19 protein-coding genes and 5 pseudogenes are annotated in these 24,706 nt (G+C 63.2%); 12 read left to right on the plus strand and 12 right to left on the minus strand.

Features of this window, described 5'->3' with window-relative positions; all coding sequences use genetic code 11:
* Positions 1-167: 167 nt before the first annotated feature.
* The 4 genes and pseudogenes from BO226_RS03765 to BO226_RS28635 all read left to right on the plus strand — a co-directional run.
* A complete protein-coding gene (locus BO226_RS03765) occupies positions 168-1,760 on the plus strand; it encodes a DNA sulfur modification protein DndB (protein ID WP_071934640.1) in 1,593 nt (530 codons plus the stop codon).
* Positions 1,761-1,802: 42 nt separating this feature from the next.
* Positions 1,803-2,950 (plus strand): IS3 family transposase gene (locus BO226_RS03775; protein ID WP_156666315.1). Its coding sequence is split into 2 segments (ribosomal slippage): positions 1,803-2,076 and positions 2,076-2,950, totalling 1,149 coding nucleotides; the frame shifts between segments, so codons are not numbered across the junction.
* Between the two features lie 128 nt (positions 2,951-3,078).
* Positions 3,079-3,528: a hypothetical protein gene (locus BO226_RS26900; protein WP_156895102.1), complete on the plus strand. Its 450-nt coding sequence runs from the start codon at positions 3,079-3,081 to the stop codon at positions 3,526-3,528.
* 38 nt (positions 3,529-3,566) lie between these two features.
* Positions 3,567-4,592: pseudogene (locus BO226_RS28635) on the plus strand (DEAD/DEAH box helicase); the annotation flags it as partial.
* 76 nt (positions 4,593-4,668) lie between these two features.
* Here BO226_RS28635 and BO226_RS27890 read toward each other — a convergent pair.
* Positions 4,669-5,859: pseudogene (locus tag BO226_RS27890) on the minus strand (ISL3 family transposase); the annotation flags it as partial.
* A 134-nt stretch (positions 5,860-5,993) separates the two neighbouring features.
* Here BO226_RS27890 and BO226_RS03790 point away from each other — a divergent pair.
* From BO226_RS03790 to BO226_RS03805, 4 genes and pseudogenes are all read left to right on the plus strand, one after another.
* A pseudogene (locus tag BO226_RS03790) lies at positions 5,994-7,013 on the plus strand (IS256 family transposase); the annotation flags it as partial.
* 113 nt (positions 7,014-7,126) lie between these two features.
* Positions 7,127-8,182 carry a tyrosine-type recombinase/integrase gene (locus BO226_RS03795; RefSeq protein ID WP_064257805.1) on the plus strand — a complete coding sequence of 352 codons (1,056 nt, stop codon included), beginning with the start codon at positions 7,127-7,129 and terminating at the stop codon, positions 8,180-8,182.
* Positions 8,179-10,134 (plus strand): tyrosine-type recombinase/integrase, encoded by a 1,956-nt coding sequence (locus tag BO226_RS03800; RefSeq protein ID WP_064257806.1) that lies wholly within the window; start codon positions 8,179-8,181, stop codon positions 10,132-10,134. The genes BO226_RS03795 and BO226_RS03800 overlap by 4 nt, the downstream gene beginning before the upstream one ends.
* Before the next feature lie 47 nt (positions 10,135-10,181).
* Positions 10,182-10,421 (plus strand): annotated as a pseudogene (locus BO226_RS03805) (transposase); the annotation flags it as partial.
* Between the two features lie 14 nt (positions 10,422-10,435).
* On the opposite strand, the gene BO226_RS03810 reads toward BO226_RS03805, so the two are convergent.
* On the minus strand, positions 10,436-11,503 hold the full coding sequence (locus BO226_RS03810) for a DNA/RNA helicase domain-containing protein (protein WP_332260659.1): 1,068 nt from the start codon (positions 11,501-11,503) through the stop codon (positions 10,436-10,438).
* Positions 11,504-11,820: 317 nt separating this feature from the next.
* Complete coding sequence (locus tag BO226_RS28530) at positions 11,821-12,375, minus strand: HNH endonuclease domain-containing protein (protein ID WP_332260660.1); 555 nt, start codon at positions 12,373-12,375, stop codon at positions 11,821-11,823.
* Positions 12,376-12,387: 12 nt separating this feature from the next.
* Here BO226_RS28530 and BO226_RS28535 point away from each other — a divergent pair, with 12 nt between their 5' ends.
* Complete coding sequence (locus BO226_RS28535) at positions 12,388-12,912, plus strand: hypothetical protein (protein WP_332260661.1); 525 nt, start codon at positions 12,388-12,390, stop codon at positions 12,910-12,912.
* A gap of 576 nt (positions 12,913-13,488) precedes the next feature.
* Here BO226_RS28535 and BO226_RS03820 read toward each other — a convergent pair.
* Positions 13,489-14,887, minus strand: a pseudogene (locus BO226_RS03820) (IS1380 family transposase).
* A 259-nt stretch (positions 14,888-15,146) separates the two neighbouring features.
* Here BO226_RS03820 and BO226_RS03825 point away from each other — a divergent pair.
* Positions 15,147-15,326: a hypothetical protein gene (locus BO226_RS03825; protein ID WP_071934643.1), complete on the plus strand. Its 180-nt coding sequence runs from the start codon at positions 15,147-15,149 to the stop codon at positions 15,324-15,326.
* A 157-nt stretch (positions 15,327-15,483) separates the two neighbouring features.
* Here BO226_RS03825 and BO226_RS03830 read toward each other — a convergent pair whose 3' ends face one another.
* From BO226_RS03830 to BO226_RS27900, 7 genes are all read right to left on the minus strand, one after another.
* Positions 15,484-15,861 (minus strand): hypothetical protein, encoded by a 378-nt coding sequence (locus BO226_RS03830; protein ID WP_071934644.1) that lies wholly within the window; start codon positions 15,859-15,861, stop codon positions 15,484-15,486.
* The gene (locus tag BO226_RS03835; RefSeq protein ID WP_071934645.1) at positions 15,858-17,072 is read right to left on the minus strand and encodes a hypothetical protein; all 1,215 of its coding nucleotides are present in this window, start codon (positions 17,070-17,072) and stop codon (positions 15,858-15,860) included. Before BO226_RS03835 ends, BO226_RS03830 begins: the two co-directional genes overlap by 4 nt.
* Positions 17,036-17,650 carry a hypothetical protein gene (locus BO226_RS26565; protein WP_232238051.1) on the minus strand — a complete coding sequence of 205 codons (615 nt, stop codon included), beginning with the start codon at positions 17,648-17,650 and terminating at the stop codon, positions 17,036-17,038. Before BO226_RS26565 ends, BO226_RS03835 begins: the two co-directional genes overlap by 37 nt.
* Before the next feature lie 365 nt (positions 17,651-18,015).
* Positions 18,016-18,576, minus strand: coding sequence for a hypothetical protein (locus tag BO226_RS03840; RefSeq protein ID WP_071934646.1), 561 nt, complete (start codon positions 18,574-18,576; stop codon positions 18,016-18,018).
* A gap of 351 nt (positions 18,577-18,927) precedes the next feature.
* Positions 18,928-19,476 (minus strand): hypothetical protein, encoded by a 549-nt coding sequence (locus tag BO226_RS03845; RefSeq protein ID WP_156895106.1) that lies wholly within the window; start codon positions 19,474-19,476, stop codon positions 18,928-18,930.
* 383 nt (positions 19,477-19,859) lie between these two features.
* On the minus strand, positions 19,860-20,528 hold the full coding sequence (locus BO226_RS27895; protein WP_232238052.1) for a DNA/RNA non-specific endonuclease: 669 nt from the start codon (positions 20,526-20,528) through the stop codon (positions 19,860-19,862).
* Between the two features lie 66 nt (positions 20,529-20,594).
* Entirely contained in the window at positions 20,595-21,236 is a 642-nt protein-coding gene (locus BO226_RS27900) for a hypothetical protein (RefSeq protein ID WP_232238053.1), read from the minus strand.
* A 317-nt stretch (positions 21,237-21,553) separates the two neighbouring features.
* On the opposite strand from BO226_RS27900, the gene BO226_RS03855 reads away from it, so the two are divergent.
* Positions 21,554-21,919 (plus strand): VOC family protein, encoded by a 366-nt coding sequence (locus tag BO226_RS03855; protein WP_071936345.1) that lies wholly within the window; start codon positions 21,554-21,556, stop codon positions 21,917-21,919.
* A gap of 207 nt (positions 21,920-22,126) precedes the next feature.
* Here BO226_RS03855 and BO226_RS03860 read toward each other — a convergent pair whose 3' ends face one another.
* Complete coding sequence (locus BO226_RS03860; RefSeq protein ID WP_071934648.1) at positions 22,127-23,671, minus strand: HD domain-containing phosphohydrolase; 1,545 nt, start codon at positions 23,669-23,671, stop codon at positions 22,127-22,129.
* 109 nt (positions 23,672-23,780) lie between these two features.
* On the opposite strand from BO226_RS03860, the gene BO226_RS03865 reads away from it, so the two are divergent.
* Positions 23,781-24,518 carry a hypothetical protein gene (locus BO226_RS03865; protein ID WP_071936346.1) on the plus strand — a complete coding sequence of 246 codons (738 nt, stop codon included), beginning with the start codon at positions 23,781-23,783 and terminating at the stop codon, positions 24,516-24,518.
* The last annotated feature ends 188 nt before the right edge of the window (positions 24,519-24,706 follow it).

The following is a 24,706-nucleotide window of genomic DNA, read 5'->3' on the forward strand; positions in this document are numbered from 1 at the left end:
ATGCCACCCGACTGGAAGAGATGATCTCATTGCGTCAGCGGGACCCTTTGTTCATGTTGTGGCTGAAGCAAGTCAACGAGATAGCCAATTTCAGATGCAAATGAATTTGAGGACCCGAACGCAACCGCAATCTACTTATTGCGCGCAGGTATAAAGTAGGAGGAATTATGTCGAGAAAGATTCAAGATATTCCGGCCACTGCCCACTTTGACTTCTTGCATGGAAGCTACAGCTCTGCGAAGTGGCAGATTCCGTATTTCGTAACTACGGTTAGCTTGAAGGACGCGGCGGAGCATCTACACCTCACCTCTGAGATCCCGGGATCGGAAGACATACTGTGGAGTATCGATGAGCTGTACCAGCGCGACATAAACTGGAATCGAGTCGAACGCCAGATCGTTCCATACTTGAGAAATGCGGAAGTTCCTCAATTTTTCAATGCAATTACTATTGCACTACTCCCTCGCGACCTGGGAGCGGCAAAAATTGGCGATGGGTTTGATCGTGCTGATGGTTGGAATCCGCCGAACCTGGAGTCCCCGCCCAATTATGAAAAGGTTCTCAAAGTCGGCCCTATCACCCTAGGGTTTTGGGACGATTGGAATGGTCCGCATGATATCGGCTTCCGTAGCGGAAGAATGCGCTGGAACAAGGACCAGGTATTCGGAGTGGCAATCGACGGGCAACATCGGCTTGCGGCGATCAAGAGTCTGGCATCGGGTTCGGTTGACCCCGCAGTCTCTAGTTCAAGAGTACCGGTAATCTTCCTGCTCTTTGATGAGCGGGTAGGGTTCCAGGCTCCGGGAAATCCTGAGACGGTCGAGATTCTTCGTCGACTCTTCATTGATTTGAACAAGCATTCTCAGACCGTGAGCCGCGGACGGCAGATTCTGCTGGATGATCGCGATCCGCATGCGGTCTGCGTCAGGAAGATCGTGTCCGAGCGTCTGAGCGACACGATCGATTCTTTGAACGACTCTTCGCCTCGCATGCCACTGTCACTGATCGACTGGCACTCGGAGCAGGCAAAGTTCGATACAGGACCGTATATCTCGACTGTCCTCGGGTTGGACTGGGCAGTCACGAAGATCTTGGGAACGAAACCAATTTCGGACTGGACCGACTACAACGCGATCGGAAAGCAAATCAAGGCTCTGACCAACCGCCTCGGCGTCAACCTCAACGCTGCTTCCGCGCGTTTGCAAGATCAAGCAGCGCTTAGTATGACACCGTTTGTCTATTCAGACGAGGACTTGAGAGAGATATCGGACGCATTCGCCGACGCCTGGTCGCCGGCTGTTATCCATCTTCTTACTAAGTTTCAACCTTATGCCGATCTCGTTAAGTTGAGAAGCGGTGAAGGGACTCTTTCTCTCCAGTTCCAAGAATGGTATCGGCTGCACGAGGCGAAAGAAAAGGAAAAAAACGCCGGGGGGCATGCGGCACAAAACTACGGAAAATTTATTCAACGAGTTTCGTCTAGAGTGGAAAACCCGGTCGGTGAAACCACGCTTCTCTCCCGGTTGTATAAGATCGATGGATTCAAGCGTGATTCGCTTGCGTTCAATGTCGTGTTTCAGCGCGCTCTAATGGAAGCCTTGCTCGACTATGCAAAGTTCGATAGCGCACAAGTGAATGAGCTTGTACCCGACGAGGATTCAGAGCCTGTTGATTTCGCCGATGCGGAATGGGATATTGATGAGCTCACGTCGAACGCAGGGGTGGTTGGGTCCCCAGGTAGAAGTCCAGTGTCTGTGTGAGTTTCGTGTCCGAGAATGGACACAGGAGGAAATTCACGAATCATGGCACGCAGACACACCCCCGAGCAGGTCATCGCCAAAGTCCGGCAGGGCCAGAAAATGCTCAATGACGGACGCCCGATGGTCGAGGTCATCAAGGAGCTTCAGGTCACCGAGGCGACTTGGTACCGCTGGCTGAACCAGTACGGGTCCGAGAAGAACGCCGAGGCGTCCAAACGGACCAAGGAGCTGGAGAAGGAGAACGCCCGGCTCAAGCGCCTGCTGGCCGAGAAGGAACTGGCCATCGACATCCTCAACGAGGTGGCCAAGGGAAAATTCTAAGCCCCGAACCCCGCCGCCGTGCCGTGCGCATGGCGGTGGAGAAGTTCGGGGCTTCCGAACGCTTCGCGTGCGCGCTTCTGGGCCAGAACCGGTCCGCGTTCCGCAAGAAGAAGCCCGACATGGGCTTCGAGGAAATGCAGCTCCGCGCAGCCTTGCGCGCCGTCGCCGGCAAGCACCCCGCGTGGGGCTGGCGGAAGGCCCGCTGGCACCTGCTCGCCCAGCCGGAGTGGGACGGCGTGGCGCTGAACAGGAAGCGGGTACGCCGGCTCTGGCGCGACGAAGGGCTCACCTGCAAACCCAAGGCGCGGAAGAAACGCCGCACCGGGCCCGGAGCCGGGGAGCAGAAACGCCTCACAGCCGAATACCCCATGCACGTGGTCAGCTTCGACTTCCAGTCCGACGTGACTTCCTGCGGCCGGCACATCCGGTTCTTCAACGTCATCGACGAATACACCCGCACCGCGCTGGCGATCATCCCGCGCCGGTCGTTCAAGGCCGCCGACGTGGTCGCGGTGCTGGAGAACATCATCGCCGAAACCGGCACCGCCCCAACCTACGTCCGGTGCGACAACGGGCCCGAATTCACCGCTGAGGCACTGGTCACCTGGTGCAACACCGCCGGGGTCGACACCGCATTCATCGACCCGGGATCACCCTGGCAGAACGGCTTCATCGAATCCTTCAACGCCCAATTCAGAAGGGAACAACTCTCCGGAGAAATCATGGACAGCATGGCCGAAGCGAAGTATTTGGCCGAGGAATGGAAAGCTATCTACAATCATGAACGGCCCCACGGATCCCTGGACGGCATGACGCCGCAGCGCTACTGGGAAACCTGGACGCAAGAAAACCAATTAGCTATCGCATAGACGCTGGACTGCTATCGGGGGCCCAACCAGGGGAGGCTGTAGTATATTCGGGCGATGTTCCGTCGGGAAACGGATCCGCTAAAACCGCGAACCGAACCCAAGAAATAAAACTGCAGACCGAATCCAGGGTGATCGAGTACATCCGATCGTTGAATAGAATCATCTCGGCAGTTCCTGATCTGCTCAATATCGAGATGAAGTTTGAACCGCCGGAACGCGCAGGAACCCATCTGTTTTGGCTTGGATCTTTGCGCAAGTTCGACGGTGGTATTGATTTTACACAAAGCGCCTCTGCTCGGGCGAAAGATGTTCTGTTCATTTCGGCTGCAATGTGTCTTTATGATGATCGCCTTGATCCGGATAGTCCCTCGGATTTTGACAAATTCTGGAGCGAGTGTCGCGACCCTAACGGCCCTGCTGTTTGTCGAGCTGTATACAAGGCGCTCTTGAGGCAGTCTAGCGAGCAGGCAATCGGGGGACGAATCCTCAAGTCGAGACAAGAAGAGTACAACTGTGACGCAGCGGAAGAAGAGCTGTACTGGCGCTTCCGCTACCTGTGGGAGAGCGTGGGGCTGTAGTGGGTTCGCTCCGGTATGAGGTCGAACGTCTGTGGGAGATGCTCGCTCCTCACTATCAGTTGTCGTCTATTGAAGGCTTGGCGGTGAGCGACAGACCGTCAGGATCAAACAGGCAGTCGCAGTCTGTCGCGCTCATACGGTCGGAAGTTCGGCCAGAGCTTTTTGACTATCAGCGTGATCTGGTCGACAGTGCACTGGAAATATTGTCGGTGGGGAATGAGGCTTTGTTGTCACTCCCCACCGGCGGTGGTAAGACTCGAACCGGAGTAGTTGCCTGTCTCGACGCACTTACGGATCTCGACCACAATCGGCTCGTCTGGTTGGCACCATCGAACGAATTGGTCGATCAGGCGTTCCGTTCTTTCGAACACCTTTGGACTCTGCACGGCCGAGCGCCGGACGTGATGCTGACGCGAAGTTTTGAAGAATCTGCCGAAAGAGTAGTACTGGTAACGACTCCCCAGGCGGCATATGCGCGCATGCGGATGGGCATTGAATTGGGTTCCTGGGATGCTGTGGTGTTCGATGAGGCCCACCAGCTCGCTGCGAGGACCTACGAGGAGTCGGTCCGGCAACTTCGCTCGCGATCGGTTACGAATACTAATCGAAGACGCGGTCTTCTAGGGTTATCGGCCACGCCCGGACGAGCGAAAGAGGAGGGCACTCAGAGCCTGGTGAACCTATTTGGCCGGCGCCTTCTGAAAAGCGAGAGGCTAGGAACGAATCCTGTCCTGACTCTCCAACGTCGCGGAGTCCTTGCGCGCTTGGAGTTCCGGCGAATGACCAAACGCGATTTAGCTTCCCAAGACGAGGTCGGTCGCATCAAGGTTGCTGTGAACGCGGCCAAGGCACTCGTGGGATCGGGTCGTCATGTCCTCGCATTTACATCGAGCGTTGCGGGAGCGATCTGCATGGCGGAGATACTTCGTAGTGTGGGAGTGGCCGCGAGAGCTGTGCATTCACAGATGTCCACGCAGGAACGAGTCGATGCACTCGACTCATTCGCTCGGTACGAAACCAAGATTCTGATTAATCAGCGCCTTCTCGCGACTGGGTACGACTGTCCTGCTGTGTCAGACCTGCTGCTGTTAGCCCCGATCGGTAGTCCGATCTTGTTCGAGCAAATAGGGCTCTTCGCAGTTAGCAGTGGCATTGGCGCCGGCTGGGTGCGACCCGACGTGATCGACGAGTGCAGGCCCACCGTACCCGGCGGCGTTGGTTCTCCGGGGTACGGAATCCGAACGCGATGCGGCCGACGTGCTTGACGATGCGGTTGTAGCCTTCACTGCGCGCATTCGACAGGCCGGTGGTGATCGCCAGGATCATCGGTTCTTGCCACGCCGAGACGGTCGTCGCCAGCTTGCCGATCTCCGGGACCCGGCATGCCGCGCAGAACGTGTAGAACCGATACAGTCTGTCCCGGATCTCATGGCGAAGGCCACCACGATCGGTGCAGCGCAACACATCGCGCAGCAGTTCTTTGGCAATCCATGCCGCAGCGATGTCCCCGTGCGGATCCGCGGCGGTCAGCTTCTCGAACAGGGCCGATCGTTGTTCGTTGGTCAGGCGTTCGGAGGCCCGCAACAACCGTCGTCGATTGATCCATTCGACATCGCTCTTGCGGCCGCGCCGACCCCGCTCGGCCTGGGTGACCCTGCGCCGGACGGTATCGACCATCTCGTTGGCCTTCTTGACCAGGTGGAACCGGTCCACCACCAGTTGTGCGTGCGGCAATGCCTCGCGCACCGCCTTCGCATACACCGACGACATGTCGATCGCGACATGGGTGATCTGTGCCTTCCACGTCTCGTCGCGGGCGTCGAACCAGTCGATCACCACCGCGGAGGTGCGTCCGTTGACCTGCGCCAGCAACCCTTGATCGCCGGTCAGGTCGACCAGTCCGGTGTCCCACCGATCCACCCACGACCGCACACCGGTGTCCGGATCGGTTTCCCATTTCGCCTTCCCGCGGCGGGTTTCATCGATCCCGAGCACCATCACCGGCTCAGGCTCGCCGGCCAGGGCGGCGTCGGCGACCACGACGAGGTGGCCGTGGACGGTGTGCCAGGCGCACCCGTAGTCGCCGGCGACCGCGGCGACCGACCGGTCCCCGTCGAGGACGGCGTCGGCCAGCAGCGCCTTCGCTCGGGGCGTGACCCGTGCCCGGGACGGCACCCCCGGCGTCGACTCGGTGAACACCTTACGGCCACAGGAGATATTGGTGCACAACCATTTCCGTTTCCGCCACACCAACAGCGGACGGTCGGGTCCGACCTGCACGTCCCGCGGTCTGGTGGTGACCCAGCCCTTCGAACGCGTGGACTTCTGCCCAGTAGTGCCCCATAGAGTGGTGTAACTCGGTGGCCGAGATCGTCTGCGATTCCGTGTTGTGCACGGGTGTAGAGCGGCCACCGTGTGATCCTTCGAGTCAACCTTCTACCGAATCCTCGAACGGAGTCATCACGATGACCGCACCTCATATTGTCGACCCTGCAGGCCTGCTTGGCCAAGCCCTCGCCGACGCGTCGCCGGATCTGATGCGCGAGCTACTGCAGACCATGATCAACGCATTGCTCTCCGCCGATGCCGACGCCGTGTGCGGCGCCGAGTGGAACGCCCGCTCGGAACAGCGCACCAACCACCGCAACGGCTACCGCCACCGGCCCCTGGATACCCGGGTCGGCACCGTCGACGTCGCCGTCCCGAAGCTGCGCTCGGGCAGCTACTTCCCCGAGTGGCTGCTCGAGCGCCGCAAGCGAGCCGAGTCCGCGCTGATCACCGTCGTAGCCGACTGCTATCTGGCCGGGGTGTCTACCCGCCGGATGGACAAGCTGGTCAAGACCCTGGGTATCGACTCGCTGTCCAAGTCGCAGGTCTCACGCATGGCCCAGGACCTGGACGAGCAGGTCGCCGCGTTCCGGCACCGCCGCCTGGACGAGGCCGGGCCGTTCACCTTCGTCACCGCCGATGCGTTGACGATCAAGGTCCGCGAGAACAAGCAGGTCGTCAAGGCTTCCGTGCTGCTGGCCACCGGCGTCAACGGCGACGGCCACCGCGAGGTGCTGGGCATACAGGTCGCCACCAGTGAGACCACGGCCTCGTGGAACACCTTCTTCGCCGACCTGGTTGCCCGCGGCCTGGGCGGGGTGCGGCTGGTGACCTCCGATGCCCACGCCGGGCTCATCGAGGCGATCGCGGCGAACCTGCCCGGCGCCGCGTGGCAACGCTGCCGCACCCACTACTCGGCGAACCTCATGGCCGTGTGCCCCAAGTCCATGTGGCCGGCCGTGAAGGCGATGCTGCACAGCGTCTACGACCAGCCCACCGCGGAGGCGGTCAACGCGCAATTCGACCGGCTGCTGGAGTACGCCGAGCACCGGCTGCCCGAGGTCGCCGACCACCTCGGCGACGCCCGCGAAGACCTGCTCGCCTTCACCGCATTTCCCGACGACGTGTGGCGACAGATCTGGTCCAACAACCCCAGCTCGGTTAACCGGCCCTCCCACGACACGATCACGGTTGCAGCGTGAGGTCCTGAGCCGACGACCGGTTGAGGCGCATGCTGGCGGTGTCGGCTCCGATCGAAAGGCGGCGGACAATGACCGTTCGGGTGCGCATCAGCAGCAACGGGCATGTGATCGACGGCCAATGGGAAGGATGCGCAGCAGCAAACGCGTTCCTGACGCATCTGGCCGGACGCGGATTCAGTTCGGCAACGGTGCGGGCATATGCGTTCGACGTGCTCAATCTGGCCCGATTCCTGCTCGATCGCGACCTCACGGTGGCTGCGGTGACGCCGGTGACGGTGTTCGAGTGGGTCGACTGGCAGAACGTGCACCGCAAACCCCGCCCAGGCATGGCGACACGAGGTGATCGGGGCACTGCGGCATCGACGATCAACCGACGAGTCGCGGCGATACGCGCATTGTTCGAATACCTGGTGATGACCGGGATACGCACCGAAAATCCGGTGCCCTCACCGCGGCGCGGACAGGGACTGCGACCACCAGCGCGAGGACTGCTCGGACACCTCGGGCCGGGCCGACCCCGAGCCGGAGGCAGGCTGGTACGCCAACCGCGGCTACTGCCCGAGTCCCTCGACGCCGACGCGATCGAGCAGTTTGCGGCGTCGCTGCGCACCCATCGGGATCGAGCGATGTTGTGGGCGATGCTGTTCGGCGGGCTGCGCAACGCCGAGGTGCGATCCCTGCGGTTGGCAGACGTCGATTTCGGCCAGCGACGACTCCGGGTGCTCGGCAAAGGCTGCAAGGAACGGGTGGTGCCGGTCGATGCGGTGTTCTTCACCGAACTGTCGGCCTATCTGCGCCTCGAACGGCCACCGGGGTTGGCGACCGAGGAGTGTTTCGTGGTGCTGCGCGGCCCCACCGCGGGGGCGCCGGTGACCGAGGCGGGACTGCGGTCGCTGTTCCGGCGGCACCGGGACCTCTCCGGTGCGACGAGGGTGCGTCCGCACCGATTGCGCCACACCTACGGCACCGAACTCGCTGCCGCCGGAATCGATCTGATGGTGCTGCGAGAATTGATGGGGCATGTGTCTCCGGACACCACTGCCGAATATGTGCATTTGTCGGTCGAGCAGCTCGCCGCCGAATACGGCGCGGCCCGCGCCAGTCTCGCCGGAACACGACAATGAGCACCGCGGTGGTTGCGACGGTCGTCCTGCCGGCCGGACCGGGTGCGGTGCTCACCGACTACCTCGAGCACGTCGCCAGCCTCGGGCTCAGCGACAGGTCGGTGCGCGCTCGCACCCTCATCGCGACCACCTTCCTCACCACGCATCCGGACTTGCGGGACTGGATGACCCGACCCGCTGCCGACCGGCTGGCCGAACTACGCCGCACCGGGGCCTGGCCACTGCTGTGTCACCTCATCGGACGCGGCAACCTGCGGCTCGACCTCGAACTCGCGGCCGTCAAGAACCTCACCGGACTCGGCCGGGCCGTCGAGGACCGCGACCCGGACGGGTTCGCCGCGGTCCGGGCCGCCGGCCTGGTTTTGGGGTGGACACCGCAATGGGTCGAGACCGTCCTCGGCGAGTGCCTGGCGGTGCTGCTCGCCTGGCACGGCGGTTCCGTCAGCGGTGTGAGCGCCGAGACCGTCGGCGAGTTCGACGCCGCATTGGCTGCCACACAGTCAATCCCGGATACATCGAAACGCGCCTACCGCAACCGTATCGCGGGACTGCGACAAATGCTGTTTCAGGCCCGCATCGTCGACACCCCACCACGGCGCCGACCGTGGGCCCGCACCTACGCCCAACGCTTCGCCGACGCCCCGATGGCCGATCCGATCCGCGAGGCCCTGTTGCGTTACGTCACCGTCCGGGCATCGGTGCTCCGCCCGAAATCGGCCGAATCGCTGATCAACGACCTGCTGCCGTTCGCGGACTACCTCACCACCAACCATCCCGAGGTCACCTCCCTCGAGGATCTCGACCGCAGTCACATCGAGGGCTTCCTCGTCTGGAATCGCACCCGCACCTGGCGTGGGCAACGCGCCGCTGCCGGGGCCGGGCGCATCATCTCCAAGGCCGTGATCCAATCGACGGTACTGAGCGTGCGCAACCTGCTCGAGGACATCACCGAATGGGGCTGGGAGCAGGCCCCACCGCGCCGTCTGGTCTTCGCCGCCGACGTCCCGAAACTCGACCAACCGCTTCCGCGGGCATTGCCGCCCGACATCGATGCTGCGGTGATGAATGCGGTTTCCCAGCTGGATGATTCGTTCGCTCGTATCGGGTTGACGGTGCTGCGCGGAGCCGGTCTGCGGGTCGGGGAGCTACTGGATCTCGAGCTCGGCAGCGTCATCGATTACGGCCCGGCCGGGACCTGGCTCAAGGTTCCGTTGGGCAAGCTCGCCACCGAACGCATGGTCCCGCTCTCGGCGACCACTATCGCCGCGTTGGACGAGTGGACCGGCGGGCGTGGTATCTGTCGGCCATTGCCGCATCCCCGCACCGGAGAGTTGACCGATTTCCTGTTCGTCGCACACGGCCGCCGTCTCAGCCAGACCCGGCTGCGCAACGGTCTGCTCGCTGCCGTCGAGGCTTGCGGACTGCGTGGGGCCGGGGGTGCGCCGTTGGTGGTGACCCCGCATCAGCTGCGGCATACTTGGGCCACCGAACTCGCCAACGCCGGGATGAGCCTGCAGGCGTTGATGGCGTTGCTCGGGCATGTCACTCCGCAGATGACTTTGCGTTACGCCACTTTGGCTTCACCGACGTTGCGGGATGCCTATGACCAGGCGATGGGCAAGATGCGGCGGCGGTTCACGCTCACTCCGGTCGGCAAACCGATCGTCCCCGACGCGGTGAGTTGGCTCGGCAGTGAGATGCTCAAAACGCGTGTTGCCCACGGTTACTGTTCCCGTCACGAGAGCGCGGGTGCGTGTCCCTATGCCAACATCTGCGAGACCTGCGACAACTTCGTCACCGGACCTGAGTTCCGCGGCGCGCTCGAGGCGCAACGCACCGACATCCAGGCTCTCGAGGTCGATGCTCGTGACCGTGGATGGCCCGATGAAGCTGCCCGGCATCATCGTGTCGCTGAGGCGTTGACCGACCACTTGCAGCGTCTCGATCGCTGATTCGATGTGAGATCAGGGTTGATCTCATCCCTGAGGGCCGGATAACCGAGCGGCTCAACCGCGAGATCCGCCGCCGCACCGACGTCGTGGGCATCTTCCCCAACCGGGATGCCATCGTCCGCCTCATCGGCGCCGTCCTGGCCGAGCAGACCGACGAATGGGCCGAAGGCCGCCGATACCTCGGCCTAGAAGTGCTCAGCCGCTGCCGGCTCACCCTGACCACCAACACCGACACCAGCCAGGCGACGGAGGTGAGCACCGATGAACTGATGCAACTACCCGCCTGACCACCAACGAAGGATCAAAAACGAGTTACACCACTACCAGGGGCTTGACCCGTCTCGAGCCCGAGTGAGGCTGCATAACGTTCGATCTGGGCGAAAGACCCCATCTCTCCGGGGCGTACCACCTGGTGCTCGTCGAGAAGGAAGACAGGGACGCGCGCGGCCGCGATAAGTTCGTCGACCTGCGGCCGGTCTGTGCGGAGTTCGGCTCGTGTGTACCGGTCGACGGAGGTCTCACGGATGCGGTGCGCCTCGTCGAGGATGAGGACGTCCAGTCCGTTGCGATCCGCCGTCATGAACTGGTTGAAGTACTTGAACATCTTCTGCACGCGCGGCGCGCGGTGCCCCGCAACCTTCCGCAGGGTTTGTGTGAACGATCGGGACCCTGTCGCATGCAGCACGGTTCGGCCGCGCCGGGCGAGCTCACCGAGTAGCGATAGCGCCACGACGCTCTTGCCGCTACCGGGACCACCGGTGACGATGATGACGCGCTTTCGATCGGCGGCGCGAGACTGCTCCACCTCGTGAAGCACGAGGTCGACGGCGAGTTGTTGATTGCCGAGCAGATGAAACTGTGGCCGGTCGCGTACTTCTGCAGCGGCAACTTTGAGCAGTTGCTGCGACGGTGCGATTGCCGACTTCATCAGAGCGTCGGCGGCGGCGTAGCCGGGCGTGGGTGCGAGGCGACTCCGGAGAAATTCGATCATGTCCCCGCGCTCGCCAGCGGTGAACATGCGCCCGGTGACGCTCATCGGATAGGAACGCAGATCGGCAACGGCTCCCGGATCGGTCGCATTGTGCAGATAGGCGATGCCTGCAAGAGCGTCCGGTTGATCGGACACCGTACGGGCGAAGTCCGCGAGGTAGTCGCAGTAACCCTTCACCTGCGCGGCAGGATGCAGCTTCGGTCCTCCAGGCATCCCGGATACCTCGACAAGTTCGGGGTTGTCCTCATATCGGCGCGCTGCCGACCATTGCTTCAGTTCGACGACCACGTACGAAGCCGCGCCGGTCTGTGGATGCGTCCCTGCGAGGACGACGTCGGCTCGCTGGGACGTCAACGGCAAGTGATATTCGAGCAGCATCTCGACGTCGTGGAGACCGGCGTCGACGAGATCGCGAGCGAGAACAGGCAGGCTCCGTGTCCAGGACCTCTGCTCGGCTTCCCCGGCACGTCGTCCCGTGCGAAACAGCATCTGTTCCAACAACTGCTCCGCAAGCGATTCTGGACGATCGAGGTCGACGATCCGGCGGGCGGTAGTACGAAGCAGCGTCACAGTCAGGTCCCCAAGGCAGCACGAATCCACTCGTGCGGGTGGGGGCATGTCCGTAGCTGCTCATCGCAGCGGAAGTCCGTCGGGCCGCAGACAGAACTATATCGGTGAGGGTTGCCGCAACTCGTTCAGGGCGAGTGCGGCTGGTACGTACCGGACGATCTCCACAGCAACGAGCCGGAAGGCAAGGCCGCATAGACGCCGTGAGCAGCCGACTCCGTTCGTTTGTGCAGGACCGGGATGCGGGTGAGGCTGGAAACGTCGGCCAAGAATTGCCGTTCCAGGGCTCGCGTCACATGGTCCTGCACCGGGATGCTCGCCGACTTGTCGAGGTTGCATCGCGCGTCGGTTGCCACCAGGTTGGCAACACCGTCGATGGGGATCATCGACCACGGCACCACGTGATCGATGTGGACTTCGGATTGCAGACGACCGTCGCAGTAGAAGCAGCGACCCGACTGCAGGTCACGGAGCGGGTCGACGAGAGCGCGCAGCGCGGAGCGGTCGGTGCCGAAGAGAAATCCGTCGATGTCCTCGGCATCGAGATCGGCGCGGTTGAGATCGATGACATCGTGGGCCCATACTGAGCGGACGAAGGTCCTGAGCAGCACGGATGTGCGGCGAAGCCCCTCGGGCACACCTGGGCGCAGCACGATGACGGCGATCCGGTCGACGTCACTCACGGTCATCTTCTTGTGAAAGCCGGCCGCGTCGTACAAGAACTCGTCGCGGGTAGCCCTGTGGGGGACGGTCTGAAGATGTGTGAGCGGTTGTTGCGCGATCGTCAGCCGTACGGAGCGAACGAGTCGTCGATAGACCGGATGGGCGGACTCCCGAGCTGCCTCCGCGGTGCGAAGCCCATCGGCTATCAGGGTGTCTCTGGCCTCTGCGATACGATCTGGGATCGAACGTCCGCGCCGGACCTGAACGAGTCGTCCGTGGCGGTGGAACGACCGAACCTGATTCCAGTAATAGCCGATGATCCGGTGCGCGATCTCGTCGATCGGAACGGTGAGACTCCCGTCGGGAGCAGCGGTGTTCTCGACACAGATATCCACGAGCGCCATGACGGTCGCGAGTTTGTACGTGGAATTGCGGCGACCGGCTTCGAGGAGTTGCACGACGCGGCCGGCGACGTCGAGAGGATCAAGTGCCGCGTAGCTCATCCCGGCACAATATCCGCCGCTCGAGCCGTGAGGCTTTCGCGCTACGAATTCTGAATCGGAGGTCGTGCGGTGAGAGCGCTCGGTCGATGCGGTTCTTCTGTCAATCCGAATCGTTCATCGAAGATGTCCTGCGACGTGAGAGCGATCTATTGCTCGGCTCAAGCATGGGCGAGCAGCATCGTGGCGTTTGGCCACTGTATGGGGGCGGATCCGAATGGAGACAGGGACGACGAGCGACCGGCAATGATCGAACTCGAACCCGAATTTGATATGTGGACGATAGGGGAGTGCAATGGGCTTCCTCGCGCGCCGAACCCGGGTTTGCTCACGCTACACGCGGGGCAAGCCTCGGGTCAGCGCGCGAGAGTTGTGGGGGCGCACGCGGCCTGGAGACAGGATCCCGGGCCTTCTGGGCTACGACCCCTTCCACTACGTCGTGTACACCCGACCGTCGTTGCCGCAAATGACTGCGTCGAGATTCTTAGCCTGAATCCACTGACGTGATGCCGAAGCCCGTTCCGGCCGGGCGAGTGGATGTATGGGCAGTTGCGGACATGCGGTGACCGCTGGTTTGCCCAGCTTTTCCACGGTGCGGTTCCGGTCGTGCCGTCTCGGCGGGTCGGTCGGTGTTCAGGCGATAGCTGGCGGGCTGTGGCCGATGGTACTGGTCCACAATCGAAGCCATGCGTCCGACCAGGGCCAGTGCGTGGGTAGCCGCAAGATCGGTTTTCGTTGCGGTCGACACAATCGGGCCGGGATATCGACGATCTTGCGCCGTAGCGTCGCCCCACGGGCGCGAACATGCCCACCACCTGCAAGAAGGCCAGCGGCGCGCAGCAGGTTGTGGGCGATCGCCGCGCAGAGCACCCACGCGGAGTTCGCCCCGAAGCGCCCCGACGGCATGTGCGCCAGGGGTCCGTCGATGAGGTCGGCGAAGACGGTTTCGATGATCGCGTGCCGGCGATGGGTGACATCGGCGTCGGTGGCCGAGGTAGTGGTGTTGGTGAAGAACGGATGATGCCGCCACACCGGGAACAACGCGTCGGGGTAGCGGGCGTCTTTGACGCGGCGCACGATCAACCGGGCGGTAACCGGAGTCGTGGTGGAAGCAAAAGCGGTGTAGGCGGTTTCGGCGACCTCGGCATCTTCAGATCCACGCTCCGGTGTCCGGGTCACGCACGGCACCGGGATATCTCACCGGGGTCCACGCGTCGTCGGGGATCGAGTCGATCGCGCGTTGGACCGCGGTGTTCTTGGCCAGGACGAGCGAGAAGCACACTTTCGCGCGCAGGCACGCCGAGATGACCGAACGGGTGCCGTAGGCGGAATCACCGCAGACCGTGATGGCACCGGCCGCGCCCGCTGCCCGGGCGGTGACGATGGCCTGGGTGACCATCCGACCTGCACCGTTACCGGAGCCGGCTTTCCCAGCGCGCAGTCGCATCCCGGTGATGATCGGCGTGGAGTCGGCTGTGCTGATGGTGGTGGCCAGTGGGGACAGGCCTTTGCGCAGGATCTGTTTGCCGGCGATTTTCGTGTGTCCGTAGCTCGCGCCTTGTTTGGCGCGGTCGTAGACCGGGCGCAGCAGCGAGTCGATGTCGATGAACGCCTGCTCGGCCAAACCGGGCAGGATCTCGACCCGGGCCGTGAGTGCGATCAGGTGTTCGCGGAGCACGGATTCGAGCTGGCGGGCATGACCGAAGCTGAACTCGCGTAGCGGTGTTCCCACGGTCGAGGGGGCGTAGACACCTCCGAAGAGGTGTGTCATGCCGCCGGAGCGTAGCAGGTCGATATCGTCGATGTTGTCGGCGCCGGCGCACATCCCGGCGATCAGGGTGAGCAGTCTCGGTGCCGGGCTCGCCGCCCCGGACGCGACCTTCGTGGTGGTGATCGAGACCTTCTCCGAGAGCAGGTCCGGCAGGTGGGTGTGTTCGGCCAAGGTCATGATCGGGACCAGGCCGGCGCACGAGACGAGGTTGTCCTCGTCGACCATCGCGGAGCCGTCGATGAACTTGTGGGGCACTTTCACCGGAAGTGTCTTTCGTGAACTGGTGGATTTGTTGTGTGAGAACTCCAATCTTCCCAGTTCAGGGGGCACTTTCTTCAGTTCGACACGCTGCTACGCAGTCGGTCTTTCGGTGGAATCAGGGTAAGAGCAGGAATGAGATCGGTGTTGCCGAGGCGCGTCACACATGTGCGACGAAATACCTCCCGCAGGTGTTGTCCGCCGCGTCAGAAGCCGGGTCTTTGCAGTCATCGGTGTGCACGCGGCTCGGGAGGTCTCACAATTGTTCGACCTGGGTCTCGACGGAGAGCACCGATACGCCGAACACGTTCACGACGGCCGTCCCCGAGCGTTCGTCTATCTCGACCATCCGTCGAGCGGCGGCAAGAAGAAGCGATTCGCGACGGCCCTGACACCGGAGCAGCTCGATCGGCTACGCGCTGGGTTCGCGGTCACCACCTGACGCTGCGCGATGTCCTGGCCGTCGATGCTGACGCGACGACGACTTGCGTGGTTCCAGCCCCGCGATCCGGGGCTGGAACCACAAATCAGGCGGAGCTGCACCACCTCGCAATCCGCGTCCGCCGGGTATTTCTACATCGATTGCACGTGATAGTCGATCATCGCTGCCAAGGAATTCTGTATGGCTCTGGCTCGTCCTCGACCGGAGTTGCGGCAGGTGGCTGATGATCCCAACACCAGCGGTAATGCTTCGATGCTTTCAGTTCGATCACCTCCGGTGGGAGAGTGCGAAGGATCCGTTCGATGTCGCGCCACTCGGCTGTGCCTGCGTCGACGCGGGCCGCGAAGGCTCGGAGCGCGTCGGATGCGGCGTCGGTTTCGGCGAGCCGGCACATCAGTGCTTCGTCGACGTCGATGCGCGTATCCCAGTCACCGTTGCTCACCTGGTTGGCGCGGATGCAGCGGGTGTCGATGGCGTGTCCGGCGTCCTGGATCCTGCGGACAGCTGCTTCCAGGTGGAGCGGGACGTCCCTCATACGGCATCCGCCCAGGGATCGTCGCCGACGACATATCCGGATTTGGGGGCGTTGTATGTATCGCCTGTATCGGCCACGCTGGCGATATCCATGGCGAGTTCGGCTTTCGTCTTGGTGTCGGTGTAGGCGTCGGTTATCGGTGCAAGCTTCTCTTCGAACTTCTCGTTGAGATAGCCGGACGGAGATGCCATCGCCGCAAGGAATCCTTCGAGCGCCTCGACGATCTCCCGCACGCTATCCACGAGATCATCGATCTGCGAAGCCGCTTGTCTGATGATCTCGACAATGGCGTTCACCTGGATGTACGTGCCGATCCAGGGGATCTTCTTGACGGCGAACTTCAATGCCTGGGTGGTGTTCTCGAGTGAGACTTCCGCTTCCAGCATCGTGGCGAGTCGCTGAACCCCGCTGATAGCCGCCTGTCTGACCTTGTCGGAGGTGAAGAAACACATCTCTTTCGCTACTCGGCCTACCGGGCCTTCCCACTCCATAGCTGCTGCCTGGCGTTCGGCGTGTTCGGTGAAGCTTTGAGCCGCGGCGCCGTCCCAATGCGGATCGAGTTGTTCATAGCCGGCGCGGACGTTGGAACCGCACGTCTCCATACCTTCGGCTGCGATGCGGTATGCGTCGCCGATACGCTTCAGATCGTTCCAGTTTCCCGTCAATGGCTCCACGAACTGCAGGAGCGGACTCCATCCCGTTGCAGCGTGAATCGCGTCGTCTACATCTCCGAGCCAACCTGCTGCGTCCGCGATGACTTGCCGAATATCCTCGGCTCCTACTTCGGACAGCGGAAGGTCTACTTCCTCTGCCTTCCGGTAAGTCACCGGGTCGAGGAACGGAGCTGCGGGGCCGGGCGCTGGGGTGTACGGGTCGTAGTGGGCGTCGATCAGCTCTTCGAACAATATGTTCGCGTTGAGAGCGTCATATGTTTGGGCCTCTTGGTCTGCGTACATCCACGCAACTCGGTTGAGCTCCACACCGGTCGACCGAGTAACCGCCGCCAAGCCGCCGTACCGGGAAGACATGAAGTCCGCGGTCGCTGCCAGAGGGGCGCTCAATAGTGCAAGTACACCTGCGCCCAATCCTTGCTGAACACTGCATTCCGCACGTATGTAGTCGGTGGAGGCCGAGGCGTCGTCGGCAATGTCATCGAATAACACAGCGGCTCCGGCTACTTCTTCGGGAGCTGCCTTGAATGTTTCGCCCATGACACTTTCTGTCTTCTTGATGCGCTTCGTTTGGTGGGTCGAAGCGTCGAAATGATGTCGTCTGCAACCCCGCCCTCGTACGCGCCATCGATATCCTGGTGGACTTCGACCATCAACACCATGGTTTCTGCGGTGGCGTAACCTGGCGTCGCCACGACGTCGAAGCGGGCCGAGCCTGGTTCGCACGAACTGATTCGCGGGATATCGGTAACGAGGGCTGAGACGCGGACCGCGGGCCGCCCTGCGACTTCGAACCATACGGGGCCGGTGTACTCGACCGTCGGCAATGTTCCGGCATTGTCGTCGAAAATCCACTCGACGGCGCGGACCTCTTGTTGCGCTACCGATTCGAGGTCCAGGTCCCGCGAACCTGCCGCGCCGGAGATCGCAAGCCAGCCCCCGTCTTCCTCCGGGCAATAACCGTAACCGAAGAACCCGACAGCTCCATAACTGGCCTTGTCGTTCTCGTTGGACCATCCGGCGATAGAACGGTAGTCGTTGGTCCAGTCCGCCGGAATATCGTATGTAAGACCGTATCTCGTGCTGATCGGTTGCGGCGCACCTGGAGCGGCGGTCATCTGAGGCGGTGGGCGCAGCATCGAGGGGAACCCCTCCGGCAATGGCGGGGGAGAGGTACGTGGACCCACCGGTGCCGATGGCGCGGAGGTAGTCGGCACCAAAGTCGGAACCGAGGGGACGTCAGGGCCGACAATCGAGGACACCCGCGGTAGCAGCAGGATTGCTGCCATCCCTCCTGCAATAGGCAGTACGGTGCGCAACAGAAACGACTTCACGTGCCCCCTCCCGACTGGATCTCGACCCCCTCGAGATCAGCGCGGAGACTGTAACAGGTGCCGCGGTTCGTCTCGTCGAGTGCACTCGACGAGAGCTCCATCGACTGGGATCTGCACAGTGCTGCGGTGTCAATGAGTCCAAAAGTCGATCAAGACGGTCGGAGCGTTGCGATGATGTCGTCGGCGACGTCGACGTCGTACGCGCCTTCATTGACCTGCACCATCAACACCATGGTCTGCGCCGTCGCATAGCCCGGGGTGGCAACGATGTCGAACCGGGCGGCGTCGGGTTCGCAACCGCTGACCTGCGGAATATCAGTGATACGGGCGGAAATTCGAACGGCGGGGCGGTCAGCGATCTCGAACCATACGGGGGCGGCGTACTCGACTGTCGGCCGCGTGCCGGCGTTGTCGTCGAAGATCCACTCGACGTCTCGGATCCTCTCGGTAGCTACGGTTTCGAGGTCGATACCTCGCGAGCCCGCCACGCCGGACATCGCCAGCCAGCCTCCGTCCTTTTCGGGACAGGACCCGTAGCCGAACGAACCGACGCTGCCGTAGACGGCATGACCTTCCTCACCGGACCATCCGGAGCTAGCGCCGTGGTCGTTCTTCCAGTCCGCCGGAATCTCATAGGTGAGGCCGTATCTGGTGTCGATCGGTTGCGTTTGCCCTGGCTCGACGTCGATCTTCGGTGGGGGAAACAACATGGAGGGAAAACCCTCCGGAAGGGGAGGTCGCGTGGTCTGCGGTGTAGAAGGGCTCGGTGCCGCGACCGTGGTCGGCACCAAGGTAGATACGGACGGGACTTCGGGACCGAGAAACGAGGACACCCGAGGAAGTAGCAGCAGTGCTGTTATCCCGCCGATTATCGGCAGCACCTTACGCAGCAGAAACGACTTCACGTGCCCCCCCTTCGACTCGATCTCGACCCCCTCGAGACCGGCGCGGAGACTGTAACAGGTGGCCCCATTGGACTCGTCGAGCGCGGTGCGTGGCCGCACGTTGCCGCTCGTGGATTTCGCAGGTCGGTCGAGGTGGTGTTGGCCTTGGTAAGTTACTTACGTCGGCCGGAGTGTCCCAATGATCTCGTCTGCGACACCGACATCGTATGCGCCGTCGATGCCTTCGTGTATCTCGACCATCAGCACCACGGTTTCCGCACTGGCGTATCCAGGTGTCGCAACAATGTCGAATAAGGCGGCTTCGGGGTCACACTCGCTGACCTGCGGGATGTCCGTGACGTGGGCGGAGAGTCGGACGGCCGGACGGCCGGCCACTTCGAACCACACAGGTTCGGCGTACTCGACCGTCGGTAGTGTGCCCGCGTCGTCACCGAAGATCCACTCGACAGCTCGAATCTCCTTCGACGCGACCGCGAGAAGATCGAGGCCCCGTGAACCTGCGGCACCCGACATCGCCAGTTGAGCGCCGTCGTTCTCTGAGCAGTACCCTTCGCCGAAATGCCCGATTGCCCCGAAGCTCGCCCGGTCGTCCTTGTTCGACCACCCAGCGATAGAGCGATAGTCGTTGGTCCAGTCCGCCGGAATATCGTATGTGAGACCGTATCTGGTGCTGATCGGTTGCGGACCGCCCGGCGCGGCGGTCATTTGAGGCGGTGGACGCAACATGGAGGGGAACCCCTCCGGCAATGGCGGGGGAAAAGTTCGTGGGCCCGTTTGTGTGGATGGAGCGGATGTCGTCGGTACCAAGGTCGGTACCGATGGAATCTCGGGACCCAGGAGCGCGGACACTCGAGGAAGTAGCAGCAGCGCCGTTATCCCGCCGACTATCGGCAGCACCCTGCGCAGCAGAAAAGATTTCACGTGCCCCCTTCGACTTGATCTCGACCCCCTCGGGACCGGCGCGGAGACTGTAACAGGCGCAACTTGACGCGCTGAACCGAGGTTCGCTCGCGCTACACGCGGGGCGAGCCTCGGTTCAGCGCGCGAGAGTTAAAGGGACGCAACCGCTCCCGCGCCTATGCGAGACGTCACCAGTGGATGGCGGCCACCGAATCCAGTGGCTCGGCGATCGTCTCCGCCGCAACCTGCAGATCCGCATCTCGCAACGCCTGCGGGAACCGCAGCCGGGCGCGTTGTTCGATCTCGGCCAGCGGAACCTGGAAGACCCGGAACTCGTCGAGGTCGAGCACCTCGAGCTGGTCGAGGTTCTGGCTCAGCAGGAAGCCTCGGGCCTCGAGCTCGCCGTTCTCCATGAACACGAGCACCTTCCAGAACTCGCGGGGGATCTTCACCCTCCTGAAATCGCGGTCGTCGTCCGCGAACACGGGGCCGCCGAACGCCGACACCTTCAGGTCGTCGACCTCCACATCTGCGAAGACCGCGTCCTCGAGCTTGCCCCAGACGCCGTCGCGGGCGCTCTGGTTGAAGTCGTCCATCTGCGGGGTGATGTTGGTGTAGAAGAACGAGTCTCTGTTCGCCTTCGTTGCTTCGCTCGTGCTGCCCGACAGCAGGTCGGCGCGTCGTGCGAGGTGCCCACGATCGAGTCCGTTCGCTCCATACAGCTCGTTGCCGGCCTGGGCGTCCGCTGCCAGACGTGGATCGTTGACGAAGTCGATGTTCTTGCGGCTGACCTTCTTCATGGATCCGCCGTCGATGTTCCACGCCACCCATGCGGCGAACCGACGCGACTTGCGCATCGCCAGCGAGAAGTGCGTGTAGTGCAGGACCTCGGAGCCCGTCGTTCGCCTTCGCGATGTCGGGCTTCACTTCGGGAAGCGGGACGGGCGTCGACAGGAAGTTCGGGTCGTAACCGACGTTCGCGACCGCCTCTTCCGGGCCGGCGGGGTGAGGGTCACACCCAGCTTCTTGAAGACGGATTGCGGCAGGCACGCCAGCGCGTGCTCGTCGGAGCTGCCGTTCGCTTCGCCGGCGAAATGCAGCCCGGCCAGGACGGTGATCGTTGCCGCACCGGTTCCGGATCGGAGCATCCACGCCGCTCCCGAGTCGCCGCCGCTGCTGATCTCACCGTCGGCTGCCGGGTGCTTCGGAGCGGGTCCGATCTCGAACGCACCGATGGACTTCGTGCCGAGCCCGCAGATCTCCGGATCGAACTGCCGATCCTTGACCGTCGCCACGGCACAGTCCCCGGCCGGCCCAGGTGCGACCGCACGAGTCGTCCTATCCGGTTGTCGTCGCGTCTTCCGGGGCGGCGTCGCTGCTTCCGGGGCGCGATGGAATGCGGGTTCGTACGACCGCTCGATCACATCGGTCGGGACCTTCACACCGTTCACGGTGATGCTCTCGGGAAGCGGGGAGGTGCCCAGTGCTTCGAGAGCTTCGGGCTTCGATACCTTCTCATTCACTGTGAACTGCACGGCGAGCCCGCCGGTGGGTTTGCCGTCCACATGCTTGTATCCGACGCCGACAGACGAGACGTTCGGATCATCGAGGTAGTCGGCGCCCTTGTTGCGGAAGAACTTTCGCAGAGCGACGGTGAGTTCATCCCTCTCGGGGCGGGGTGTGCGATTCGTCGGCCAGGGAGAGTGCGGCGGCCTGGGCTTCGTCCAACAGCCGCCACTGTCCGGGTTGCGTACTCATTCTCGGGACTCCGAAGCGCGGGTAGTGGTGTACTCGAATTCGAGATGACCCATTACCCGATTTGTGTGGAATGAACCCCGCTGAGCGGGTCGAATCCACCGAGGATCGTCGAAGGAGTGACCGCATGCGTCCGACCGGCATCACCACGAACATCAACGTCCCGGACATCGGGGAGGTGCGGAGCTTCTACGCGGACTATCTGGGGCTGAGCGTCGAGGAGATGAATCTCGGATGGGTCGCGCGGTTCGCCACTCCGGATGGTCGTGCCGTGGTCCAGTTGGTCAGTGGCGACGAGACGGCTCCCGTGGACTCGGCGATCTCCGTCCACGTCGGCGACGAGGTGGAAGCGGCCTACGAGGAGGCGCAGCGTCGCGGGTTCGAGATCGTGCATCCGCTGACGACGGAGCCGTGGGGAGTGCGGCGGTTCTTCGTGCGCGCACCGGACGGCACGGTCGTGAATATCGTCAGCCACTCCGACGACCCGCGGTAAGGGGACAAGGACGCCGTTCCGATCCGGTGTTCTCGACGGCGAATATGACGGTCGAGAACACCAGATCTTCCGGCTCGTCGCGCCATCGCGTGCGGAGGCGAGGAAGTACCCAGTCCTGAAGCACCTCGGCATACATCTGGCGCATCGTCTGAGACGGACACTGCTGTGTGGGTTCGACCTCGGATAGTGGGGCTGAGTCCACGCGGATCAGCTCAGGCCGAGGTCGATCGCGGCGAGTCCGGCCTGTGTGCGGTTGTGGACGTCGAGCTTCGTGTACACGTGCTCGACGTGATTACGCGTCGTCTTGGGGGCGATGCCCAACTCGTCGGCGATCTGCCGGTTCGAATATCCCAGAGCGACGAGTCTGAGGATCTCCACTTCGCGACCCGTCAATCCCGCGGGCCAAGGCGTGCGTCGCTTCGTCGGGTGCCCGGCCGCGAGCAGCACGGCCTCGACCGCTTCCGTGTCGAGTCGGCCTGCCTGCGCGTCGCGGCACATCCTGGCCGCCGCGGCCTCGGCCGTCAGTGCCTTGCGGTGCGGTCGAGGCTCTCGTAGCCGCTGATAGGTCTCCGCCGCGGCGAGGATCCGCGCCGTCACGCTCAGGTCGGCGGCCCGGAGTCCGCCGGGATATCCGGAGCCGTCGAGTCGCTCGCGGTGCGTCACAGCGACGGCGACGACGGCCTCCAACCCTCCGACACGGCTGAGGATCCGCCCGGTCAGATACGGATACAAGCGGACCCGCTCCCATTCCGCGGTGGTGAGCGGACCGACCTTCTCCCAGATCTGATTGGGCACACCCATCCGTCCCAGTCCGTGCACGAGACCTGCGCGGTAGAGGAGTTCGACCTCGTCGACCGGAAGTCCGCGATGCCGGCCCGCAGCTGCTGCCAGATCCGCCACGCGTCTCGAATGCCCCAACAGGTAAGGACATTTGAGGTCGACGAAATCCGCCATCGCGCGCAGCATCTCGTCCAGTTCGGGTCTGCTCAGGATGTAGTCACGATCGGACGCCTGGGCGAGCGCCGCCGACCATGCGTCCTGTTCGAGGACACCCGCCGTGATGGCGTCGACGTCGTCGACGAACACCTGCACCACACGAGGGCCGAACTGGGTTCCGCTTCGCGCACGAGCGACAGCGACCGCCTGCGCGGGCCCGCCGAGACGTACATACACCTCGGCGACGTCGGCCAGTTGCACGATCTGCATCTCGACCGGAATCTCGTCGCCGCGAACGCCCGAAGGTAGCCCCGCACCGTCCCAGCGCTCGAAGGTGAAGGTCAGCATCGCGCTCACCCGAGGATCCAGCCCGACGCGATCGGAGAGAACACTCGCGGACCCACAGTGGGATCGGATGAGTTCGGACACCTGCCGGCGCGCGGTGAACAGGAAGGCCGTGGCGTGGAAGAAGCGCTCAGCGTACGGCAGTCCCCGCCCGCTGTGGCCCATCAGCATGCGGAAGAAGGGGAGTCCCGTCATGTCCAATGCATAGGTGTCGGCGCGGAACGCGATGTCGTCGCCGAACATCCGTGCCAGTTCGTGGGAGTCCGCGTGACATCCGATCCAGGCCACCAGGTTCGCGTAGAAGACGACGTCCCTCTGGTCGGCGCTCAGCTCCATCCGGTCGGCGATGCGCGTGGCGATCACCGCCGAGCGCAGCATGTGCTCCATCGGCTGACCGAGACCCAGATCGATCGCGAGGGACAGCGCGGCGACCAGCTCCGCCCGTCGCGGACCGTCACCCGTGGACGTCATGGACTCAGTGTCCTCGCACGATGCCCGGTCCGAAAGATGAGGCAGCGGCCTCATGACGTGCGGAGGCGGCGGGCACAGGATCGAAGTACCCGCAATCGAGGAGGACGACATGACCATCACCCCGCAGGCAGCCGCCCAGCAGTCCTGCGAACTGCCCCGGGTTTACGGAGAGCGTTTCGCCGGCTACGCCGTGATCGGCGCGCCGTTCGCGAGCGGCCACTATCTCGCGCTGCGCAGATTCCCGACCAACAGCATCGGCGCCGGCTTCACGTCCGTGTGGCACCGCGACCCGGACGGCGCATGGACGGTGTACAGCGACGTCCCGGCCGAACTGAGCTGCCCGCGCTATCTCGGTCGCGCGCTGAGCCGCACCGAGCAGACCGACGTGCGCGCCGAGTGGACCGACCCCACGGACCTGCACGTGACCGTCGGTACCGAACTGGAGTGGGATCTCCGGATGACCACCTCGCCGGCGACCACCGTCATGAACGCAGCGGGCAGTCTCATGCCTGACGCCCTCTGGCACAGCCCGACGGTGCTGGCCGCGATGGGTCGCATCGCAGGACCGGCGCTCGGCGCCGGCCGGATGCGACTCGGTGGGCACCTGCCGAACGGGCAGTGGTTCCGGGCCAACCCGCGGCAACTGTGGGCCGCACACACGGAACGCGCCGTCGTCCGGGGAGTGGATCTCGGGCCGGAAGGCCCACTGACCCAGCAGGACCGCTTCGGTGACTTCCGGCTCCCGCAGCGCGGACTGTTCGCCACGGTGCAGGTCTGGCTCGAACCGTTCGACGCCCGACGCCACTTCCTGGCGCGTCCCGACACGGTGTATGCGGACGGCGAGTGATCGTTGGGTGTTCCCGGGGGTAACAGTCTCCGGGACGGGAGTGTCGCAAGGTTTCGTTCGAAAGTCGAGGCAACTCTTGCGCAAATGACACACAATGGATTTCGGTAACGAGTCGTCAAGTGGGAAAGGCAATTCAAGGTCAATTCACCCGCCCGCTCCGGTCTGCTGACACCTGCGGGAGGCCTGGC

The organism is Rhodococcus sp. 2G (assembly GCF_001886355.1).
In the GTDB taxonomy this organism is placed as follows: Bacteria; Actinomycetota; Actinomycetes; order Mycobacteriales; family Mycobacteriaceae; genus Rhodococcus; species Rhodococcus pyridinivorans.

Bases quoted from the DNA above. Each gene is read 5' to 3' on its own strand.
- BO226_RS03765 (WP_071934640.1), top strand. From the start codon at position 168: ATGTCGAGAAAGATTCAAGATATTCCGGCCACTGCCCACTTTGACTTC.
- BO226_RS03795 (WP_064257805.1), top strand. From the start codon at position 7,127: ATGACCGTTCGGGTGCGCATCAGCAGCAACGGGCATGTGATCGACGGC.
- BO226_RS03800 (WP_064257806.1), top strand. From the start codon at position 8,179: ATGAGCACCGCGGTGGTTGCGACGGTCGTCCTGCCGGCCGGACCGGGT.
- BO226_RS03810 (WP_332260659.1), bottom strand. From the start codon at position 11,503: ATGCTGCTCGAATATCACTTGCCGTTGACGTCCCAGCGAGCCGACGTC.
- BO226_RS03830 (WP_071934644.1), bottom strand. From the start codon at position 15,861: ATGAGGGACGTCCCGCTCCACCTGGAAGCAGCTGTCCGCAGGATCCAG.
- BO226_RS03835 (WP_071934645.1), bottom strand. From the start codon at position 17,072: ATGGGCGAAACATTCAAGGCAGCTCCCGAAGAAGTAGCCGGAGCCGCT.
- BO226_RS26565 (WP_232238051.1), bottom strand. From the start codon at position 17,650: ATGACCGCCGCTCCAGGTGCGCCGCAACCGATCAGCACGAGATACGGT.
- BO226_RS03840 (WP_071934646.1), bottom strand. From the start codon at position 18,576: ATGTTGTTTCCCCCACCGAAGATCGACGTCGAGCCAGGGCAAACGCAA.
- BO226_RS03845 (WP_156895106.1), bottom strand. From the start codon at position 19,476: ATGACCGCCGCGCCGGGCGGTCCGCAACCGATCAGCACCAGATACGGT.
- BO226_RS27895 (WP_232238052.1), bottom strand. From the start codon at position 20,528: ATGCGCAAGTCGCGTCGGTTCGCCGCATGGGTGGCGTGGAACATCGAC.
- BO226_RS03855 (WP_071936345.1), top strand. From the start codon at position 21,554: ATGCGTCCGACCGGCATCACCACGAACATCAACGTCCCGGACATCGGG.
- BO226_RS03860 (WP_071934648.1), bottom strand. From the start codon at position 23,671: ATGACGTCCACGGGTGACGGTCCGCGACGGGCGGAGCTGGTCGCCGCG.
- BO226_RS03865 (WP_071936346.1), top strand. From the start codon at position 23,781: ATGACCATCACCCCGCAGGCAGCCGCCCAGCAGTCCTGCGAACTGCCC.